We start from the raw sequence: 15,840 nt of genomic DNA, 5'->3' as shown, positions 1-15,840 counted from the left end.
GAAAACAGGCCGTAAAAAGGCTTGACGCCCCGAAGGGCGTCAAGCGGGCGAGGTGGGTGGCGGGACCCTCCCTCGCGGCCGGGTGGCGGGACCCGGCAACATTTAGAGTAATACAAAATACTGCGCAAAGAAAGACGCCGAAGCTATTTTTTTTACAACCGGCCTCAAGCGGTTGAATCGGGGCAAAAATCGTTCAACACGCATTCTTCGCATCGCGGCTTGCGACTGGGGCACACTCGCCGCCCGTGTAAAATCAAACGCAAACTAAACGAACCTCGTTCATCAGCCGGCACCATGGGGTTGAGTTCTCTTTCAACTTTCACCGGGTCGGTTTCGGTAGTCAAGCCCAAATGGCGAGCCAAGCGGCCTACATGAGTATCTACCGGCAATCCGGGGAGCCCTAAATCTACGCTCCTTACCACATTGGCTGTTTTGCGCCCGACCCCCGGCAAAGAAACCAAATCCTTCATGTCTCCCGGCACTTCGCTGTCATACACCTCCACCAAACGTTGAGCCATTCCCAACAGGCTGCGGGCCTTAGCGGCATAAAAACCAGTCGACCGGATGATCTCTTCTAACTCCGCCGGGCGAGCGCCCGCTAAATCTTCTGGCGTGGGGTAACGCTTAAATAATGCCGGGGTCACCATGTTGATTCGCTTATCGGTGCACTGCGCCGACAAAATGGTAGCGGTCAACAGTTGGAACGGATTTTCATGGTCGAGTTCACAAAGCGCATCCGGATATTCCTCAGATAAACGCTGGTTAGTGACGCGGGCTCGGCCTTTTGGAGATCGGGGAAGTGCCATATCTTCAACCGTACCCCAGCACTTGCCGCCACAGGCGGTAACCTCGCCGGTCATGGACAATGCTCCCCCAGACGACGCTCAAACCCTCACCGTTTCTGACGGCACCGACTCAGCCACTCTTGAACCAGCCCGCAATGCATGGCTGGTTCACCTTGTCGTACCCGAAGAAGACAAACCCCGCCAACAACGCATGCTTGAAGCCGCCGGGCAGGCCTTAATGAACTACGGAGGCGGCCGGCTGGAATACTGGATCGAAAACGCCACCTTGCAAAGCGACCAAGTACCTTTGGCCGCCGGGTTCACCCCGGTACGTGATCTGTGGCGCTTAGAACGCCCGCTGCCTGCGCCCCTCAGCACCTTAGAACCCCGCCCCTATACCGACGAAGACCAAGAGGACTTCCTAGACATCAACAACCGAGCCTTTGCTTGGCACCCCGAGCAAAGCGACATGACGGCCCAGCAGTTGGCCGAAAAAATGTCTGAACCTTGGTTCGACCCGGAAGGATTTTTACTTTGGGAACTAGATGGCGAGGTCGCAGGTTTTTGTTGGGTGAAGGTTCACCACGATCTGAAACCGGCACGCGGCGAAATCTACGCCATCGCTATTGACCCCGATCTGCATGGCCAGGGCTACGGGGCCCAATTAACTTTGGCTGGCCTCAACTGGATGACCGAACAAGGGCTCAAACACTCAATGCTTTACGTGGAGTCCGACAACCGGCCCGCCAACCGCATTTACAGCGCCATGGGTTTCAAACGAGAACTCGTTAACCGCTCCTACCAACGGATCGTCCGGTGACCGAGAACCCAACCAGCCGGCAACTTCCGGTTACCCGTTACGACCACGGTCGAGCCGAGTTGGCCGAACTGCTCGGCGACCTCCCCCGCTACCGAGTAGACCAAGTTTGGCAAGGCCTCTACAAAGACTTGGTGAACCCCGATGAGATTTCGACTTTGCCAAAAAACTTGCGAGAAGAACTCCGTGCCGCTCTGCCGGCCGCTCTCCGCCAAGATGTCCGCTCGGTAGGCGACCAGGGCGAAACCATTAAATGGTTATGGCGGTTGACCGACGATGCGCTCATTGAAACCGTTCTCATGCATTACCAAAAGCGTTCCACGGTTTGCATAAGTAGCCAAGTGGGCTGCGCCATGGGTTGCGGGTTTTGCGCCACTGGGCAAATGGGGTTCGACCGGCACCTCACCGCCGGAGAAATGGTCGAACAGGTCATACGAGCCCAACAAGAAGCCGGCGACCGTCGGGTCTCTAACGTGGTCTTTATGGGCATGGGTGAACCTTTGGCTAACTTCGACCGCACCTGGACGGCCGTGGAACGTCTACACGGCGACTTGGGTCTTTCGGCACGCCACATAACCGTTTCCACTGTGGGCATGGTCCCGGGCATTTTACGCATGGCCGAAGAAGCACTCCCCGTCAACTTGGCCGTGTCGCTTCATGCCGCCAACGATGACCTCCGTGACGAATTGGTGCCCATAAACCAACGCTGGCCGCTGGCTGAATTAGCGGACGCTTGTCGAGTCCATTTTGACCGTACGGGGCGACGCTTGTCTCTAGAGTGGGCGCTTATTGCCGACGTAAACGATCAGCCCGTTGATGCTCAACAATTGGCCAGTTTTGCCCGCTCGCTGGGGGCGCACATTAACTTGATTCCCCTCAACCCAACCCCCGGGTGGCCTTCTCAGGGTTCTTCGCCCGAGCAGGTGCGCAAGTTCGCTGAGCATCTCACCAACTTGGGAGCTAACGCCACCATCCGTCGCACCCGAGGCACCGAGATTGATGCCGCTTGCGGGCAACTTCGCTCCACTCGCTTAGAGCGGCCTCGGGTGGCGGTAGACCTCCCTTCGCGGAGCGATCGTCAAGATTCGCCGCCAGAATAAGACCATGGAACAACGCCGGTGGGTTAACCGCCACCAACCACAGACTCTGGTCACCGCCACCTTGTTGCTTTATATCGAGGGGGTGTTCAACATGGCTCGCGGGGTACAGGCCTTAACCGTGTTGGGGTTGTTGATGATTCCGGCCGCCTACTTCATTGCCCAAGACCGGCGCCTCGGTTGGTATGCCGGGGTGGCCGTCGCCGGTGCTTCGGTCCTGGTGCGGCTAAACATCTATGGCTTTCATTTCAACACTATTTTTTCCGTTATTTTCCCCATCATCCTGGTCGTGCTCTTAACCCACCCCATGAGCCGAGAACACCAACGGGTGTGGTTTAAGTGAGCGGTTCAGAACTCCCACGGGGCGAAGAAAAAGCGGCCGCCGTGCGTTCTATGTTCGACAAAATTGCTCCCCGCTACGACATGGTTAACCGCATCATGACTTTTCGCATGGATGTTGGTTGGCGCAAAAGGACCGTACGAGATTTGCATCTCCCCAAGCACGCCGTAGTTTTAGATTTGGCTTGCGGAACCGGCGACTTATGTCTGGATCTAGAAAAAGCTGAACTTCGTCCCCTGGGCGTGGACGTCTCGTGGGGCATGTTGGTGGCGGCCCGCACTACCGCACCACTGGTACATGCCGATGCTTTGCGCCTTCCGGTATCGGCACAAAGCGTCGACGGGGTGACTTGTGGGTTTGCTTTGCGCAACTTCACCGCCCTGCCACCTTTTTTTACCGAACTTGCTCGGGTAATAAAACCCGGAGGCCGCGTTGCGCTTTTAGAAGTAGACCAACCGCAAAACCGTTTTCTGCGTTGGGGCCACGGCCTCTACTTTGGCAAAGTTGTTCCTTTCATCGGCGGGCTTCTTTCGGACCGCAGCGCTTACCAATATCTCCCAAAATCAGTGGCTTACCTTCCGCCGGAAGCGGAACTTTTGGCCCTCATGGAACAAGCCGGCTTTACTCAAGTAACCAAGCGCCGGCTTAACGGAGGCATTGCCCAATTGTTGACCGCTACCCGCAGTTAACGCCTTAGGCAGATAGCGCCAAACCTAAAGTAAGCAAAGCGCCGGCCGCCATCTGGACCTTTCCTGTTAAAGCCAAAACGGGAATAAGCGCACTTCCGCTGGCTCCACCCAAAACTTGACGTATTGCGGGGGCGGCCACCAAACCTGCACCAAGCACTAGCGGTGCCCAGGGGCGAACAAAAACGCCCAGCGAAGCCACCATGAGCGCTCCGTCTATCAGCACAACATAAAGCAAGCGGGTTGGGCGGTCCCCCAAGCGCACGGCCAAAGTTATTTTTCCTCCTTGGGCATCGGTTGGGCGGTCGCGCAAATTGTTGATCACCAACAACGCACAAGCCAGCATGCCCACAGCAACCGCCGAGGAAAAAGACAACCAAGTTACCTGGCGGCCTTGCACATAGGTGCTTCCCATGGTGGCTACTAAACCAAAAAAGACAAAAACAAAAACTTCGCCTAACCCTCGATACCCATAGGGGTTTTTGCCTCCGGTGTAAAACCAGCCCGCCGCCAAGGCAGTCGCCCCTACCAAAAGCAGCCACGGCGCCACTATCAGAGATAACACCGCCCCCACGAGAGCAGCCACCCCAAAGGACAACAAGGCGGCTCGTTTGACCTCTTCGGGGCGGGCCAAGCCGGCCCCCACTAAACGGGCTGGGCCAACGCGATCTGGCCCATCGGTGCCGCGTACTCCGTCGGCGTAATCGTTGGCAAAGTTGGTTCCGGTTTGCAGCGACAGGGCAACCAGCAAAGCAGCGGCTGCTCGCCACCAAATAATTCCGTTGCCAGCAGCGGCGGCGGTACCGACCATTACTGGCACCACGGCTGCAGGCAAGGTGCGCAATCGTGCGCCTAGTATCCATCGTTGCATCATCACAGTCTGCCATCACCCGCACCCGGGATGCTCTCTTCTCCCCGAGATGAAACATGGGGCCAGACCCCATGTTTCATCTCGGAGGGGCTCTCTCGTGGAGACACGGAGTGGCTAGAGTGCCCTCTGTGAAGCGGCTCGCCAATGAAACCAGCCCTTACTTACGTCAGCACGCAGATAACCCGGTGGACTGGTGGCCGTGGGGCGATGAAGCTTTTGCCGAGGCGCGGAATACTGATCGGCCTATTTTGCTTTCTGTCGGGTATTCGGCTTGCCACTGGTGCCACGTCATGGCCCACGAATCTTTCGAAAACCCAGAGACGGCCGAAATCATGAACGCCGGATTTGTAAACGTAAAGATTGACCGTGAAGAACGACCCGACATTGACAGTATTTACATGGATGCTTTGACTTCCTTAACCGGGCGCGGCGGCTGGCCCATGACCGTTTTTTGTTATCCCGATGGCCGCCCTTTTCATGCCGGCACCTACTGGCCTGACCAGCCCCGAGGAGGAATGCCTTCTTTTTCTCAGGTTTTAAACGAGGTAAGCAAAGCGTGGAACGAACGGCGCCCCGACCTCGAACAGTTGGCCCAAAAGATTTTGCCTCACATGGCAAGAAGTGCTTCAAGCGAGCCCCAAGGGCAGCCCGCTCCTGACGCCATCGAAGAAGCAGTAGAAACCCTGCTCAGCCACCATGACGAGCAATGGGGCGGGTTTGGCGGCGCCCCCAAGTTTCCTCCCGCCATGAGCCTTGATGTGTTGCTGCGCTTGTTGTCTCGCCAGCCCCATCCCGCAGCACAAGAGGCACTAACCACCACCCTAGATGCCATGGCCTCTGGGGGGATTTACGATCACCTTGACGGCGGGTTTTCTCGTTATTCGGTAGATGAACAATGGCTGGTTCCCCACTTTGAAAAAATGCTTTACGACAATGCCTTGCTCGCTCGTACTTATTTGCATGCTTGGCAAGTTGTTGGCCACCAACGTTGGCGGCAGGTGACTGAAGAAACCATCAGTTACGTTCTACGCCGCCTAACCCAACCAGGTGGCGGGTTTGCGTCGGCTGAGGATGCTGATTCCGAAGGAGTAGAGGGTCGATTTTTTGTTTGGTCGACTGCAGAAATCGAAGCCGTTTGTGGGCCCGATGCTCCCGCCGCCTTGGACTGGTACGGGGCAACCGAGACGGGGAACTTCGAGGGCAGCAATATCTTGTTTCGTCCTCGACGGGGCGAGCTGATGCGCCCTACCCAAATAGAAAACGCCCGCCAATCTTTGCTGGCTCAACGAGAAAAACGGGTTCGTCCAGGCCTCGACGACAAGGTCATTACCGAATGGAACGGCTTGATGCTGGCCACCCTGGCCGAAGCGGCCGCTGCTTTGGACCGCCCCGACTGGTTGCAAGCGGCCCAAGAAAACGCTGACTTTCTTTGTACCCATTTACACCAGGGGCAGGGCCGCTGGTTGCGCTCGTGGCAGGCCGACGGCGGCGCCCGTCAACTCGGCTTTGCCGCCGACCATGCCGCCATGATTGACGCCCTAGTTCGCTTGAGCGAAGCCACCGGTGAAGCCCGTTGGATTGAAGTAGCTACCCAAACTGCTGATGTTTTGTTGGAGTTCTTTAGCGACCCAGAACGAGGAGGATTTTTTTCTACCGGAAGCGATGCTCCGGCGCTGGTGGCTCGCCCCAAAGAAATCATGGACAATGCTTTACCATCGGCCAACAGTTTGGCCGCCGGAGCGCTCTTGCGTTTAGGTGCGCTAACCGGTGAAGACCGCTACCTCGAGGCGGCCGAAGGCACGCTGGCGCTTTTTGGGGCGCCCGCCGCCGCCCATGCCACCGCTTTTGGTCACCTTTTAGGAGCCGTGGACATGCACCTCACCGGGCTTAGCGAGTTGGTCATTCCCGGAACCCGCCCCGACCTGTTGACTGCTGTGCGCTCCACCTGGCGACCTAATTTGGTTCTCTCTTGGGGCGAGCCCCTCCCCGGGCCCCTTTGGGAAGGCCGACAAGAAGGTTTGGCCTATCTGTGTCAAAACTTTTCGTGCCGAGCGCCGGTGAGTACTCCCGAGGACTTACTCGAAGCTCTCGAAAAGCACTAACGGCCCCAGCGGCCGTTATGCAGTACTTCTGCCAGAGGGCGGCGGGGGCGCTTTGTTGACTTGCTGGGGCGATCATCGGCGGCATAGCCGATAGCCAAGGTGCCGACAGCCACGGCCTCTTGGGGCACGCCGAATCGGTCGGCAATATTTTTTTCATGGCTGAATTGCCCGAAGAAGCAGCAGTCCAAACCGGCTTCCACAACCAAAAGTTGTAAGGCCATGGCTGCTGCTGCCCCGTCTACCAGCCAGTAAGGCACTGGCCATTGTTCGATGTTTTCTCCCATTTCGGCCATTGCTTTGTCGGGTTCGCGGTATCGCTCGAGATAGCGGCTAGGCATCCCATATGGAACAACCAAAGCAGGAGCAAGTAGAAGGCCTGGCCAAGGGAAGGCTTTTTTTCTTTCCTCCGACAAGGTGATTTCCCAATAAGCAGCCACTTGGTCAGGCTGGTCAAGGACCAAAAATTCTACCCCTTGACAATTCCCTGCGGTGGGGGCTCGGCGCGCTTGATCAATCAGTCCGTTTAGTAATTCACTGGGCAGTGGGTCGGGCCGGTAATTGCGGCAACTCCGGCGAGCGGCCAAGGCTTGTGCAACCCCCGGTGTCGCACCACCTGCGCTTTGCATACTTCTAGGCGAGTTTTTCGAGGTCCTCAGACATGGCCCAACCCCAAGACACCACCGAGTCGCCACGCTTTGTTTTCAGTTTCTTAAAAATGGCAGCAATTTCTGGGTCGACACTCTCTGGTTTCAACGAGACATGGTCAAATACGCAGGGGGCCGAGCCGTCACCGGTGGTGACAAAAGCGCGTTCGTCGTAGGAGGCGGAAGGCAAACCAAAACGCTTAACAAAGCGGCGTCCCCAAGCTCGTTCTTCCCCGGTGGCCCGATGATCTGGCCGAGGAATCAAATCGCTTAACGAGCGATAGGCCTCTAGGGCCTCGGGGCTATTGAAACGAGCGCCGAAGACAACATCTTCGTCAGGAAAAGCCATAACGGCCCGGCATTGGAGTTCGTTAATCACGGCCCGCAGCACGGTGTTGCGTCGCGAGGTGGGATGGATTGACGCCATGCCGATGATCACGCTGGGGGTGCCGCCGATGCGTTCTAACGTGCACAGGGCGAAGCCTTTCAGTCGGCCGTTTTCTCGTGCAGTGGTGGCCAGCACCCAGGCTTCGGTTTGCTTTGAGATCAAGCCAATTTCGAAAGCATTCGCTCCCTCAACACACAGGTCAGCCATTTCTTCAATTTCGGCATCACCGAGCATGGAACAGTCTTGGGTCTCTACCTCAATAGCAGCCATTGGTCACAACCTCCACCCGGTTTAGGGTTTATCGTCTTTGGGGAATCTGTCATTCGCTTGATTAAAGGAGCAGTTCATAACGAAATGCTCGCTTAAAGGCCAATTTTGTCTTCTTAAGCCTGCCGTGTTGAGTCCACGTTACCAACCCCCCAAAATTAGCTTGGTTGATTCAGCCGATAACTACTGCTTCGGCACCTAACAAAACTCGCAGTTCTGCTACCAGTCCCCCGGCCGGGTTAACCGCAAAATCAGTTGGTAGGCGCAGCACTTGTCGCTCTCCGAGATGCAAAAAGACTTCCGAGTTTCCGGGGTGGGCTTTAAAAAGATCTTTTAAGTGGTCGATCATTTCTTCGTTAACTTGGGATAAGGGGAGCTTCACCCGCAGCGGCCGTGCTTCGTCTACTTCTGCGGGGGTAAAGATTTCTAAGTCCTGACAGATCATCTTGGGCGTATCGTCACGCACGTCAATGCGGCCTTTTACCAAGACAATCCGGTCATCTTCTAGCTTGTGGCCGTGGGTCTCCATATTGTTGGGGAACACCACCACCTCCACAGCGCCCCCTAAATCTTCTAACTGGAACACCGCCATGAGTTTGCCCGCTCGTGTCCATTTTTTGTCGAGGTTGGTGATAACCCCGCCCACCGTGCGGAACGCTCCCTCTTCTTGTTCAAGCATGTCTGCAACCGAAACATCGGCCCGTCTCCGCAGAGCGCCTTCGATGCCCATCAATGGGTGGTCGGAGACGTAGAGGCCCAGCATTTCTTTTTCGAAAGACAGGCGGACCATTTTTTCAAATTCGAGATCGGTGATGGGTTCTCGCTCATCAAAAGCCGGGCCGTCGTTAGCTTCGCCGAAGAGCGACATTACTCCCATATCGTGCTCCCGGCGCCGGGCCAAGGTGTGGTTCACAATGGATTCGAAGGCCAGCAACAATCCTTGGCGGGCATGCCCCAGGCTGTCGAAAGCTCCGGCTTTGATCAACGATTCGATCGAGCGCTTGTTGAGCACGGTTTGGTTGCAACGCTCCGCAAAGTCGTAGAAATCCACGAAGGGGCCGTTTTCTTCTCGTTCGGCCACCATTAAAGAAACCAAGCCCTCCCCCACGTTTCTTACCGCCGACAAGCCGAAAACAATGCGGTCCTTAGCCTCTAGGTCATCAAGCGCAGGCACGGCGTGAAAGTCGCTATGGGCCAGGTTGATGTCGGGAACCCCTACCTCAATATCTAGGATGCGGCATTCGTTGAGGTAGACCGCCGCTTTATCAAGATTCGATTTCACACTGGTCAGCAAAGCGGCTAAGTACTCCACCGGATAGTGGGCTTTTAAATAAGCGATCTGGTAAGCAATCAAGCCGTAACCGTAAGAGTGGCTCTTGTTAAAGGCGTAGTCTGCGAACTGTTCGATCACGTCGAAAAGTTCTTCGCCAAGTTCAGCACCGTAACCAGTGGCTTCGCAGCCCTGGACAAAGCCTTGGCGTTCTTCTTGCATCAAAGAGCGAACTTTTTTGCCACAAGCTTTCCGTAGGTTGTCTGCTTGAGCCAAGGAGTAACCGGCGAACTTTTGTGCCACCCGCATCACTGATTCTTGGTAAATCATGAGCCCGTAGGTGTCGCCTAAAATTTCTTCGGCATCTGGGTGAAAATAGGTAACTTTTTGTCGCTTGTTTTTTCGGTCGGCATAGTCGTTGTGCATGTTGGCGGCCATAGGGCCGGGCCGGTACAGGGCCACCAAAGCGGCGACGTCTTCGAAACTGTTGGGGGCCAGCGACCGCATCAAAGCCCGCATTGGGGTGGATTCCAATTGGAACACCCCGATGGAATCGCCGGCGGCCAATAAGGCAAAGGTTTCTTCGTCTTTGAGGTCAACGTTGTCTATGTCGACCGTTTCTCCACGGGTTTTTTTAATCAGCAGCAAGGTGTCAGTAATGACGTCAAGGTTGCGGAGGCCCAAAAAGTCCATTTTGAGGAGGCCTAAGTCTTCCACACCGTGCATTTCGTATTGAGTAACTACCGGAGCGAGGTCTGGGTCTTGGCCGGATTCTGGTTTTCGTTGGATGGGCAGATAGTCGGTGAGTGGTTGTTTGGTAATCACCACGGCGGCGGCATGAATACCGTCTTGACGCCGCATCCCTTCGAGGCCTTTGGCGACATCAATGATTTGGCGAACGTTTTCGTCCGTTTCGTACATTTCACGCAATTCGGTAGCCATTTTGTAGCCACCTCGGTGTTCTTCGACTTCTTCTAGGCAGGCGGCCAGCGGTGTGTCTCGGCCCATAATCAACGGAGGCATAGCTTTGGCGACTTTGTCTCCCATGGCGTAGGGAAAGTCCAGTACTCGGGCGGCATCTCGTACCGCAGCACGCGCTTTAATTTGAGAAAATGTAACGATTTGGGCTACGTGGTCGCGGCCGTATTTATCGGCGGCGTAGCGAATCAACTCGTCTCGGTAGCGGGAGTCAAAGTCCATGTCAATGTCGGGCATAGAGGCTCGGCCGGGGTTTAAGAAACGCTCAAACAAGAGATCGTAACGAATAGGGTCGAGGTCGGTGATTTGCAGGCAATAGGCCACGGCGCAACCGGCGGCGCTTCCTCGGCCCGGACCCACCCGAATGCCGCGATCTCGGGCGTAGCGAATGAGGTCCCAAGTAATTAGGAAATACGAGGAGAACCCCATGTCGCGAATGACCCGTAGTTCGTAGACCAAGCGGTCGGTCACTTTTTCGGGCAGTTGGTCGCCCCAGCGTTTTTTTGCTCCGCTCAGGGTCAGGTGCTCGAGGTAGGCGTCGTCGTCGTCGAACCCTTCGGGGATAGGGAAGTCCGGGAGTTGCGGGTTGCCGAACTCAATTTCAACGTTGGCGCGTTCGGCGATAAGCAGCGTGTTGTCACAGGATTCCGGTACTTCGGAAAAAAGGTTGCGCATTTCGTAAGCAGATTTGAGGTAGTGCTGGTCGCCGTGGAATTTGAAACGGTTGGGGTCTTTCATTAACGAACTGGTTTGCACACACAGCAACGCATCATGGTTTTTGGCGTCGTGCTGGTGGGTGTAGTGGCTGTCGTTGGTGGCCAGCAAAGGGGCGCCAATTTCTTTGGCCAATTTGATGAGCTGCGGGTTGGTGCGGTGTTGTTCGGGAATGTCGTGGTCTTGGAGCTCCACGAACAGGCTTTCTCGGCCAAAAATGTCTTGCAGCCGGGCAGCTTTTGCTTTGGCGCCTTCATAATCGTCGGCCATCAGGGCCTGTAGTACTTGCCCACCGAGACAACCGGTGGTGGCAATCAGGCCTTCATGGTGGTCGGACAGGACTTCCCAATCCACTCGAGGCTTGTAGTAGTAGCCCTCCATGAAGGCCCGGCTGGCGACCTGAATAAGGTTGCGGTAGCCCGTTTGGTTTTCGGCCAACAAGGTCAGGTGGTAGTAAAGTTTGCGACCTTTGCCGGTGTCGCCGCCTGAGTCGTCCACTCGGCCTCTTCGTGAGGGGCGCTCATGTCGAGAGTCGTAGGCCATGTACGCTTCAGTGCCCAAAATGGGTTTCACCCCTTGTGCGTGGCAGGCCCGGTAGAAGTCCAAAATTCCATACATGTTGCCGTGGTCGGTGATCCCCAAAGCGCTCTGTCCGTCGGCTACCGCCGCGGTCACCAGGTCATCGATGCGAGCTGCACCGTCCAGCATGGAGTACTCGGTGTGGACGTGGAGGTGGGTAAAAGAGTCAGCCATGGGTGCCTGATGGTTTATCAGATAACGAAACAGTTAACCGGTTCATAGAAAAGAATTATCCGACTTAGAGGTAGCTGCCGTGGGGGCGTTCGGGATTGTGCTCTTCTCCGGTGCCGATTTCACCGACGCGCATGCCGGCCAGTTGTTGTTGCATTTCGAGTTGCTGGGCAAACAAGGTGGCTTGTATGCCCTGTACTAAGCCCTCTAGCCAGCCCACCAGTTGGGCGTGAGCAATCTGCAGTTCGGCGGCGCTGGGTGCTTCGTCGGCAAAGGGCAAGACCAGGCGATCAAGTTCGGCCCGTAGGTCATCGGTAAGGGTTGAACCGATTTCTTCTACGGCGCTTTCGAATATTTCTTTTAGCCGCCCTCGGCTGGCTTCGTCCAAGGTGGCGGAACGCACCTCTTCGAGGAGTTGGCGCATCATGGTGCCTACCCGCATGACCTTGGCTGGTTGTTCGATCACTTCACCGGGTTGTTGGTCAGCCGTTTTTTCTTCACTCGACTCGGGTGCCGAAATTATTTCCGGGAGTTCGAGGTTGCTGTTTTTTTCGCCTTGAGATTCCATTGAAACTGACTCTACGCCACTGAACCCGCAGTGCGGGTCAGGTCACCACACTTATTGCCGGTACCAGCATTTCTTCTGCGGTAAGCGAGCCGTGGCGTCCGATTAACTCAATGGACATGACCTCTGCCGCATCACGAAAGCCCACCGGGTCTCGGGCGACCAACGCAATATCTCCTAATCGAGAGCGCGCCGCTTCGGTCACCTGCGGGCCAAACCAGCCTTGGCGCACCGTTTGCTCAGCAGTAACCACCCATGCCACGTCGGCGAAAGCTTCGGTTGCTGCCGCGTAGAGTTCTTGACTGCTTCCCAAACGGGCATGTAGCCATCGGAAGCGGGCTTCGCCGCTTTGCCCGTCGATGAGTTTGGTAACTTCTGGGGGAAGGTCCAACATGCGGTCCCCGACTTCCACTTGCCCGTGATCGGCAGTCACCAGCAAAGCCACCCCCGGGTTCAAGCGGTTAATCAGTTCAGTAATCATTTTGTCGCAAGCAGCTAATTCTTCGCAGTATTGGTCACCAAAACCAAACTCGTGGCCCATCTGGTCGATGCGATCCCAGTAGGCGTAGACGAAGGGCTCCCCGTTGTTGATTTGTTCCACTACGCCATCTACGAGGCCTTGTCGGTTTTCGTAACCCACTTGCCGGGTGTTGGTCATATGGGCCAAGGTGAAGCCGGAATGAGAAAATTTCTTTTGGCTTACCACTGGCGGCCATTGCCCGCCGAAAGCCAAACAGGGTTGAATTTCCGTGGGGATGATTTGTTTTTGTGCATCACCTTGGCCGGTTGACCAGCGCAGAGTGTTTAAAATTTTTCCATTTATTGGCATGCGGTAACCAACCAGGCCGTGTTCTCCTGGCGGCTTTCCGGTGGTTATAGAGGTCAGGGCCGCCGCCGTGGTGCTGGGGGCCACCGTGGTGATCGCTCCGCCCGAGAGGCCGCTGAGCGTAGGAGCTATATGGGTTCGCTCCTGCAACTGGTGCCAACCTAAACCGTCCAGAACTAACAAAATTATTTGTTGGGCTTCCAATACTTCGGCGGCTATCCAGGCAGGCGAGGTGTCGCCTTCCACCAATGCGGGGACCAAACCGGTAAGGCAACCGCCAGCAAAGTCGGGCAAAACCGGAGAAGCATAAGAAGCCGAGTTCATGAACATGACCGTAGCGAGTTATTCGCCGTCTAGTATCGGTAGGCGTGAAGGTATCTACTCGTGGCGATTACGCCAGCCGTGCTTTACTTTCCTTGGCTTTGGCTCAGGAAAGCGATCTTCCGCGGTCGGTGCGCGAGATCGCTGATCAAACCGATCTTCCTCAGCCTTACCTTGAACAAATTTTATTAGCGCTAAAAGGCGCTGGCTTGGTGCGTTCCAAACGAGGCGTGGGTGGCGGCTACTTGTTGGCTCGAGCCCCGGAAGATATTTTGTTATCACAAATTGTGTCCGCCGTCGATGGCCCAATTGTGGCTGGCGATTTTAACGAGCCGCATACCGAGGGCGCTTGCGACCATGAGGGGCAGTGCGTGTTGTTATCGATTTGGGCCGATGCCGGTACCCATATGCGGACTTATTTAGATTCGTTTAGTTTGCATGACATCGTGGCTATGGCTCGCGGCGACCAAGAGTGGCCAACCAGTTAAGTATCCGTCTCGGGTTCTTTTAGTTGAGTAAGCAGGTCTGCTAAATCATCAGGCAGTTCTGCGTCGAACGACACCCAACCTGAACCGTTGGGATGTTCAAAACCTAAATGCGCCGCATGGAGGAAAGGGCGATCAAGGTCCAAGCCGATGCGGTCTCCGCCGTAAGCGCCGTCGCCCACCAGGGCATGCCCAATGGCCGAGAGGTGTACTCGGATCTGGTGGGTGCGTCCGGTTTCTAACTGGCATTCCGCCAAGGAGACTTCAGGATTTTCCCATTCTTGAAGTACTTCGTAATGGGTACGGGCGGGGCGTCCAGCAGCTACCACGGCCATCCGGGTGCGATCTTTGTCGGAACGCCCAATGGGAGCGTCGACCACCCCGTTAGCCGCTTCAAAATGGCCCCAGCAGAGCGCTTTATAGCGTCGCCCCATGCTGTGGTCGGCCAGTTGCTCTGTTAGGTGGTGGTAGGCCTGTTGGGTGCGTGCGACCACCAAAACGCCAGAGGTTCCTCGGTCGAGTCGATGAACGATGCCCGGCCGTTCAGAGGACCCCACCCCAGAGATTTCTGGCCATTGCGCCAGTAAACCGTTGACCATGGTGCCGGTTTCGTTGCCGGCCCCCGGATGCACCACCAAGCCGGCGGGCTTATTTACCACGATTATTTCGGCGTCGGCGTGCAAAACAGGTATTTCTATTTCGGCTTGCGGAGTAGGTCCGGCTTCGGGGCTTCGCTGCAGGTTTTCGATAACAATTTTTTCACCGGTATTTACGCGACGAGATCGAGCAGTGGCTTCTTTTCCGTTGAGGGTTACCAGCCCCTCGTCGATGGCCGTGCCGGCCCGGTTTCGGCTGACGTCGGCCATGAAAGCCACCACCCGGTCGAGGCGTTCGCCCGCTAACGCTTCGGGGATTATTTCGCTGAGTTCAGTCGCCATGAGTGGCACCTCTTTCCGGAGAGGTTTCTGGCGAGGTTTGCGTTCCTTGGCCGGCATGAGTTCGGTCGTGGGCTACTCCCACCAAAATGATGAGCAGCCCACCCATCACTACCGCAGCATCGGCCACGTTAAAAACCGGCCACCATTGCAGGTCAATAAAGTCGACTACTGCTCCATTAAAAAATGAACCGTCGGAGCGAAAGAGCCGGTCAGCCAGGTTGCCCAAGGCCCCGCCGGTAATGATTCCTATGGCCAACCGGGCACGGGGGTCATTGAGTTTGGCGCCATGTCGGGCTACCACTATTAAAACAACGAGTACCAGGACAGCAAAAATGGGGCCGAGGCCTTCTCCTTGGCTAAAAGCGGCTCCGGTGTTAAAAACTAGACGCAGCCGCAATGTCCAAAAAAGATCTATTATCTGATGCTCGTCGAGAGCAGAGAGTGCCCACCATTTGCTGAGTTGGTCGCTCATTAACACCGCACTGCCGGCGGCGACCGCAGGGGCCCAAATGCTTATTTTTTTCATGTCGACCATGGCGGAGAGGCCTAGGGGGTGCCTAGTCCGCCGACTTTGTACTCCACTCGTTCGGCGGCCCAAGGAATGACTTGAAGGCGTTCTTTGGGGATCGGTTTGCTTGACTTGATGCAAACACCGTAGGTCTTCTTTTTGATGCGCTCAAGGGCTGCATCTATGGCGTCTACGGCATCGCGGGCTTGGGCGCTAAGGGCCAGGTCGAGGTCGCGGGCTACCGCTACTGAGTCGCCTTCGCCGGATTCTTCATCAAACTGAACGTCCCCAGGTTCGCGGCCTTCCAAAAGCGAGTCGGCTTCGGCTTGGAGGATGTCGGCGCTCTTTACGTAACGCTTGCGTTCTTCGAGGAGGAGTTTTTTCTGCTTGTCAAGGAAGACTTTGCCGAAACGAGTTTTTACCACAGCTTTCTTGGCCGGGGTTTTCTTTGCCGCAGCTTTCTTAGCAGGCGTTTTCTTCGCCGCAAC

16 protein-coding genes are annotated in these 15,840 nt (G+C 56.0%); 6 read left to right on the top strand and 10 right to left on the bottom strand.

Annotated elements, in window-relative coordinates:
• Positions 1-164: 164 nt before the first annotated feature.
• Positions 165-860 (bottom strand): endonuclease III, encoded by a 696-nt coding sequence (gene nth, locus EYQ49_01770; GenBank protein HIG24607.1) that lies wholly within the window; start codon positions 858-860, stop codon positions 165-167.
• Between nth and mshD the strand changes: the two genes are divergently transcribed.
• Genes mshD through EYQ49_01750 form a run of 4 tightly spaced genes read left to right on the top strand, consistent with a single transcriptional unit; the run spans position 682 to position 3,728 of the window.
• The gene (gene mshD / locus EYQ49_01765; GenBank protein HIG24606.1) at positions 682-1,605 is read left to right on the top strand and encodes a mycothiol synthase; all 924 of its coding nucleotides are present in this window, start codon (positions 682-684) and stop codon (positions 1,603-1,605) included. The two genes, nth and mshD, sit on opposite strands and share 179 nt — an antisense overlap.
• A complete protein-coding gene (rlmN, locus tag EYQ49_01760) occupies positions 1,602-2,702 on the top strand; it encodes a 23S rRNA (adenine(2503)-C(2))-methyltransferase RlmN (protein ID HIG24605.1) in 1,101 nt (366 codons plus the stop codon). The genes mshD and rlmN overlap by 4 nt, the downstream gene beginning before the upstream one ends.
• A gap of 4 nt (positions 2,703-2,706) precedes the next feature.
• Positions 2,707-3,042 (top strand): hypothetical protein, encoded by a 336-nt coding sequence (locus tag EYQ49_01755; GenBank protein HIG24604.1) that lies wholly within the window; start codon positions 2,707-2,709, stop codon positions 3,040-3,042.
• 50 nt (positions 3,043-3,092) lie between these two features.
• Positions 3,093-3,728, top strand: coding sequence for a ubiquinone/menaquinone biosynthesis methyltransferase (locus EYQ49_01750; GenBank protein ID HIG24603.1), 636 nt, complete (start codon positions 3,093-3,095; stop codon positions 3,726-3,728).
• Positions 3,729-3,732: 4 nt separating this feature from the next.
• Here EYQ49_01750 and EYQ49_01745 read toward each other — a convergent pair whose 3' ends face one another.
• Positions 3,733-4,596: a 1,4-dihydroxy-2-naphthoate polyprenyltransferase gene (locus tag EYQ49_01745; protein HIG24602.1), complete on the bottom strand. Its 864-nt coding sequence runs from the start codon at positions 4,594-4,596 to the stop codon at positions 3,733-3,735.
• A gap of 71 nt (positions 4,597-4,667) precedes the next feature.
• Here EYQ49_01745 and EYQ49_01740 point away from each other — a divergent pair, with 71 nt between their 5' ends.
• Positions 4,668-6,698: a thioredoxin domain-containing protein gene (locus tag EYQ49_01740; GenBank protein HIG24601.1), complete on the top strand. Its 2,031-nt coding sequence runs from the start codon at positions 4,668-4,670 to the stop codon at positions 6,696-6,698.
• On the opposite strand, the gene EYQ49_01735 is transcribed toward EYQ49_01740, so the two are convergent.
• The 5 genes from EYQ49_01735 to EYQ49_01715 form a co-directional block, all read right to left on the bottom strand.
• Positions 6,695-7,324, bottom strand: a complete 630-nt coding sequence (locus EYQ49_01735; protein ID HIG24600.1) for a nitroreductase family protein — start codon at positions 7,322-7,324, stop codon at positions 6,695-6,697. The two genes, EYQ49_01740 and EYQ49_01735, sit on opposite strands and share 4 nt — an antisense overlap.
• A gap of 4 nt (positions 7,325-7,328) precedes the next feature.
• Positions 7,329-8,000 (bottom strand): hypothetical protein, encoded by a 672-nt coding sequence (locus EYQ49_01730; GenBank protein HIG24599.1) that lies wholly within the window; start codon positions 7,998-8,000, stop codon positions 7,329-7,331.
• 169 nt (positions 8,001-8,169) lie between these two features.
• On the bottom strand, positions 8,170-11,712 hold the full coding sequence (gene dnaE / locus EYQ49_01725; protein HIG24598.1) for a DNA polymerase III subunit alpha: 3,543 nt from the start codon (positions 11,710-11,712) through the stop codon (positions 8,170-8,172).
• A gap of 64 nt (positions 11,713-11,776) precedes the next feature.
• Positions 11,777-12,277, bottom strand: a complete 501-nt coding sequence (locus tag EYQ49_01720; GenBank protein HIG24597.1) for a DUF2587 domain-containing protein — start codon at positions 12,275-12,277, stop codon at positions 11,777-11,779.
• A 37-nt stretch (positions 12,278-12,314) separates the two neighbouring features.
• Positions 12,315-13,424, bottom strand: coding sequence for a PglZ domain-containing protein (locus tag EYQ49_01715; protein ID HIG24596.1), 1,110 nt, complete (start codon positions 13,422-13,424; stop codon positions 12,315-12,317).
• Positions 13,425-13,468: 44 nt separating this feature from the next.
• Between EYQ49_01715 and EYQ49_01710 the strand changes: the two genes are divergently transcribed.
• On the top strand, positions 13,469-13,909 hold the full coding sequence (locus tag EYQ49_01710) for an Rrf2 family transcriptional regulator (protein ID HIG24595.1): 441 nt from the start codon (positions 13,469-13,471) through the stop codon (positions 13,907-13,909).
• Here the strand turns inward: EYQ49_01710 and EYQ49_01705 are convergent.
• Genes EYQ49_01705 through EYQ49_01695 form a run of 3 tightly spaced genes read right to left on the bottom strand, consistent with a single transcriptional unit; the run spans position 13,906 to position 15,777 of the window.
• Complete coding sequence (locus EYQ49_01705; protein ID HIG24594.1) at positions 13,906-14,901, bottom strand: RluA family pseudouridine synthase; 996 nt, start codon at positions 14,899-14,901, stop codon at positions 13,906-13,908. The genes EYQ49_01710 and EYQ49_01705 overlap by 4 nt on opposite strands.
• Complete coding sequence (gene lspA / locus EYQ49_01700; GenBank protein ID HIG24593.1) at positions 14,834-15,379, bottom strand: signal peptidase II; 546 nt, start codon at positions 15,377-15,379, stop codon at positions 14,834-14,836. The genes EYQ49_01705 and lspA overlap by 68 nt, the downstream gene beginning before the upstream one ends.
• An 11-nt stretch (positions 15,380-15,390) precedes the next feature.
• Entirely contained in the window at positions 15,391-15,777 is a 387-nt protein-coding gene (locus tag EYQ49_01695) for a TraR/DksA family transcriptional regulator (GenBank protein HIG24592.1), read from the bottom strand.
• Between the last annotated feature and the right edge of the window lie 63 nt (positions 15,778-15,840).

The sequence above is a fragment of the Acidimicrobiia bacterium genome, from assembly GCA_012959995.1.
Lineage (GTDB): Bacteria > Actinomycetota > Acidimicrobiia > Acidimicrobiales > MedAcidi-G1 > MedAcidi-G2B.
This window is presented reverse-complemented; position numbering and strand designations above follow the sequence as displayed.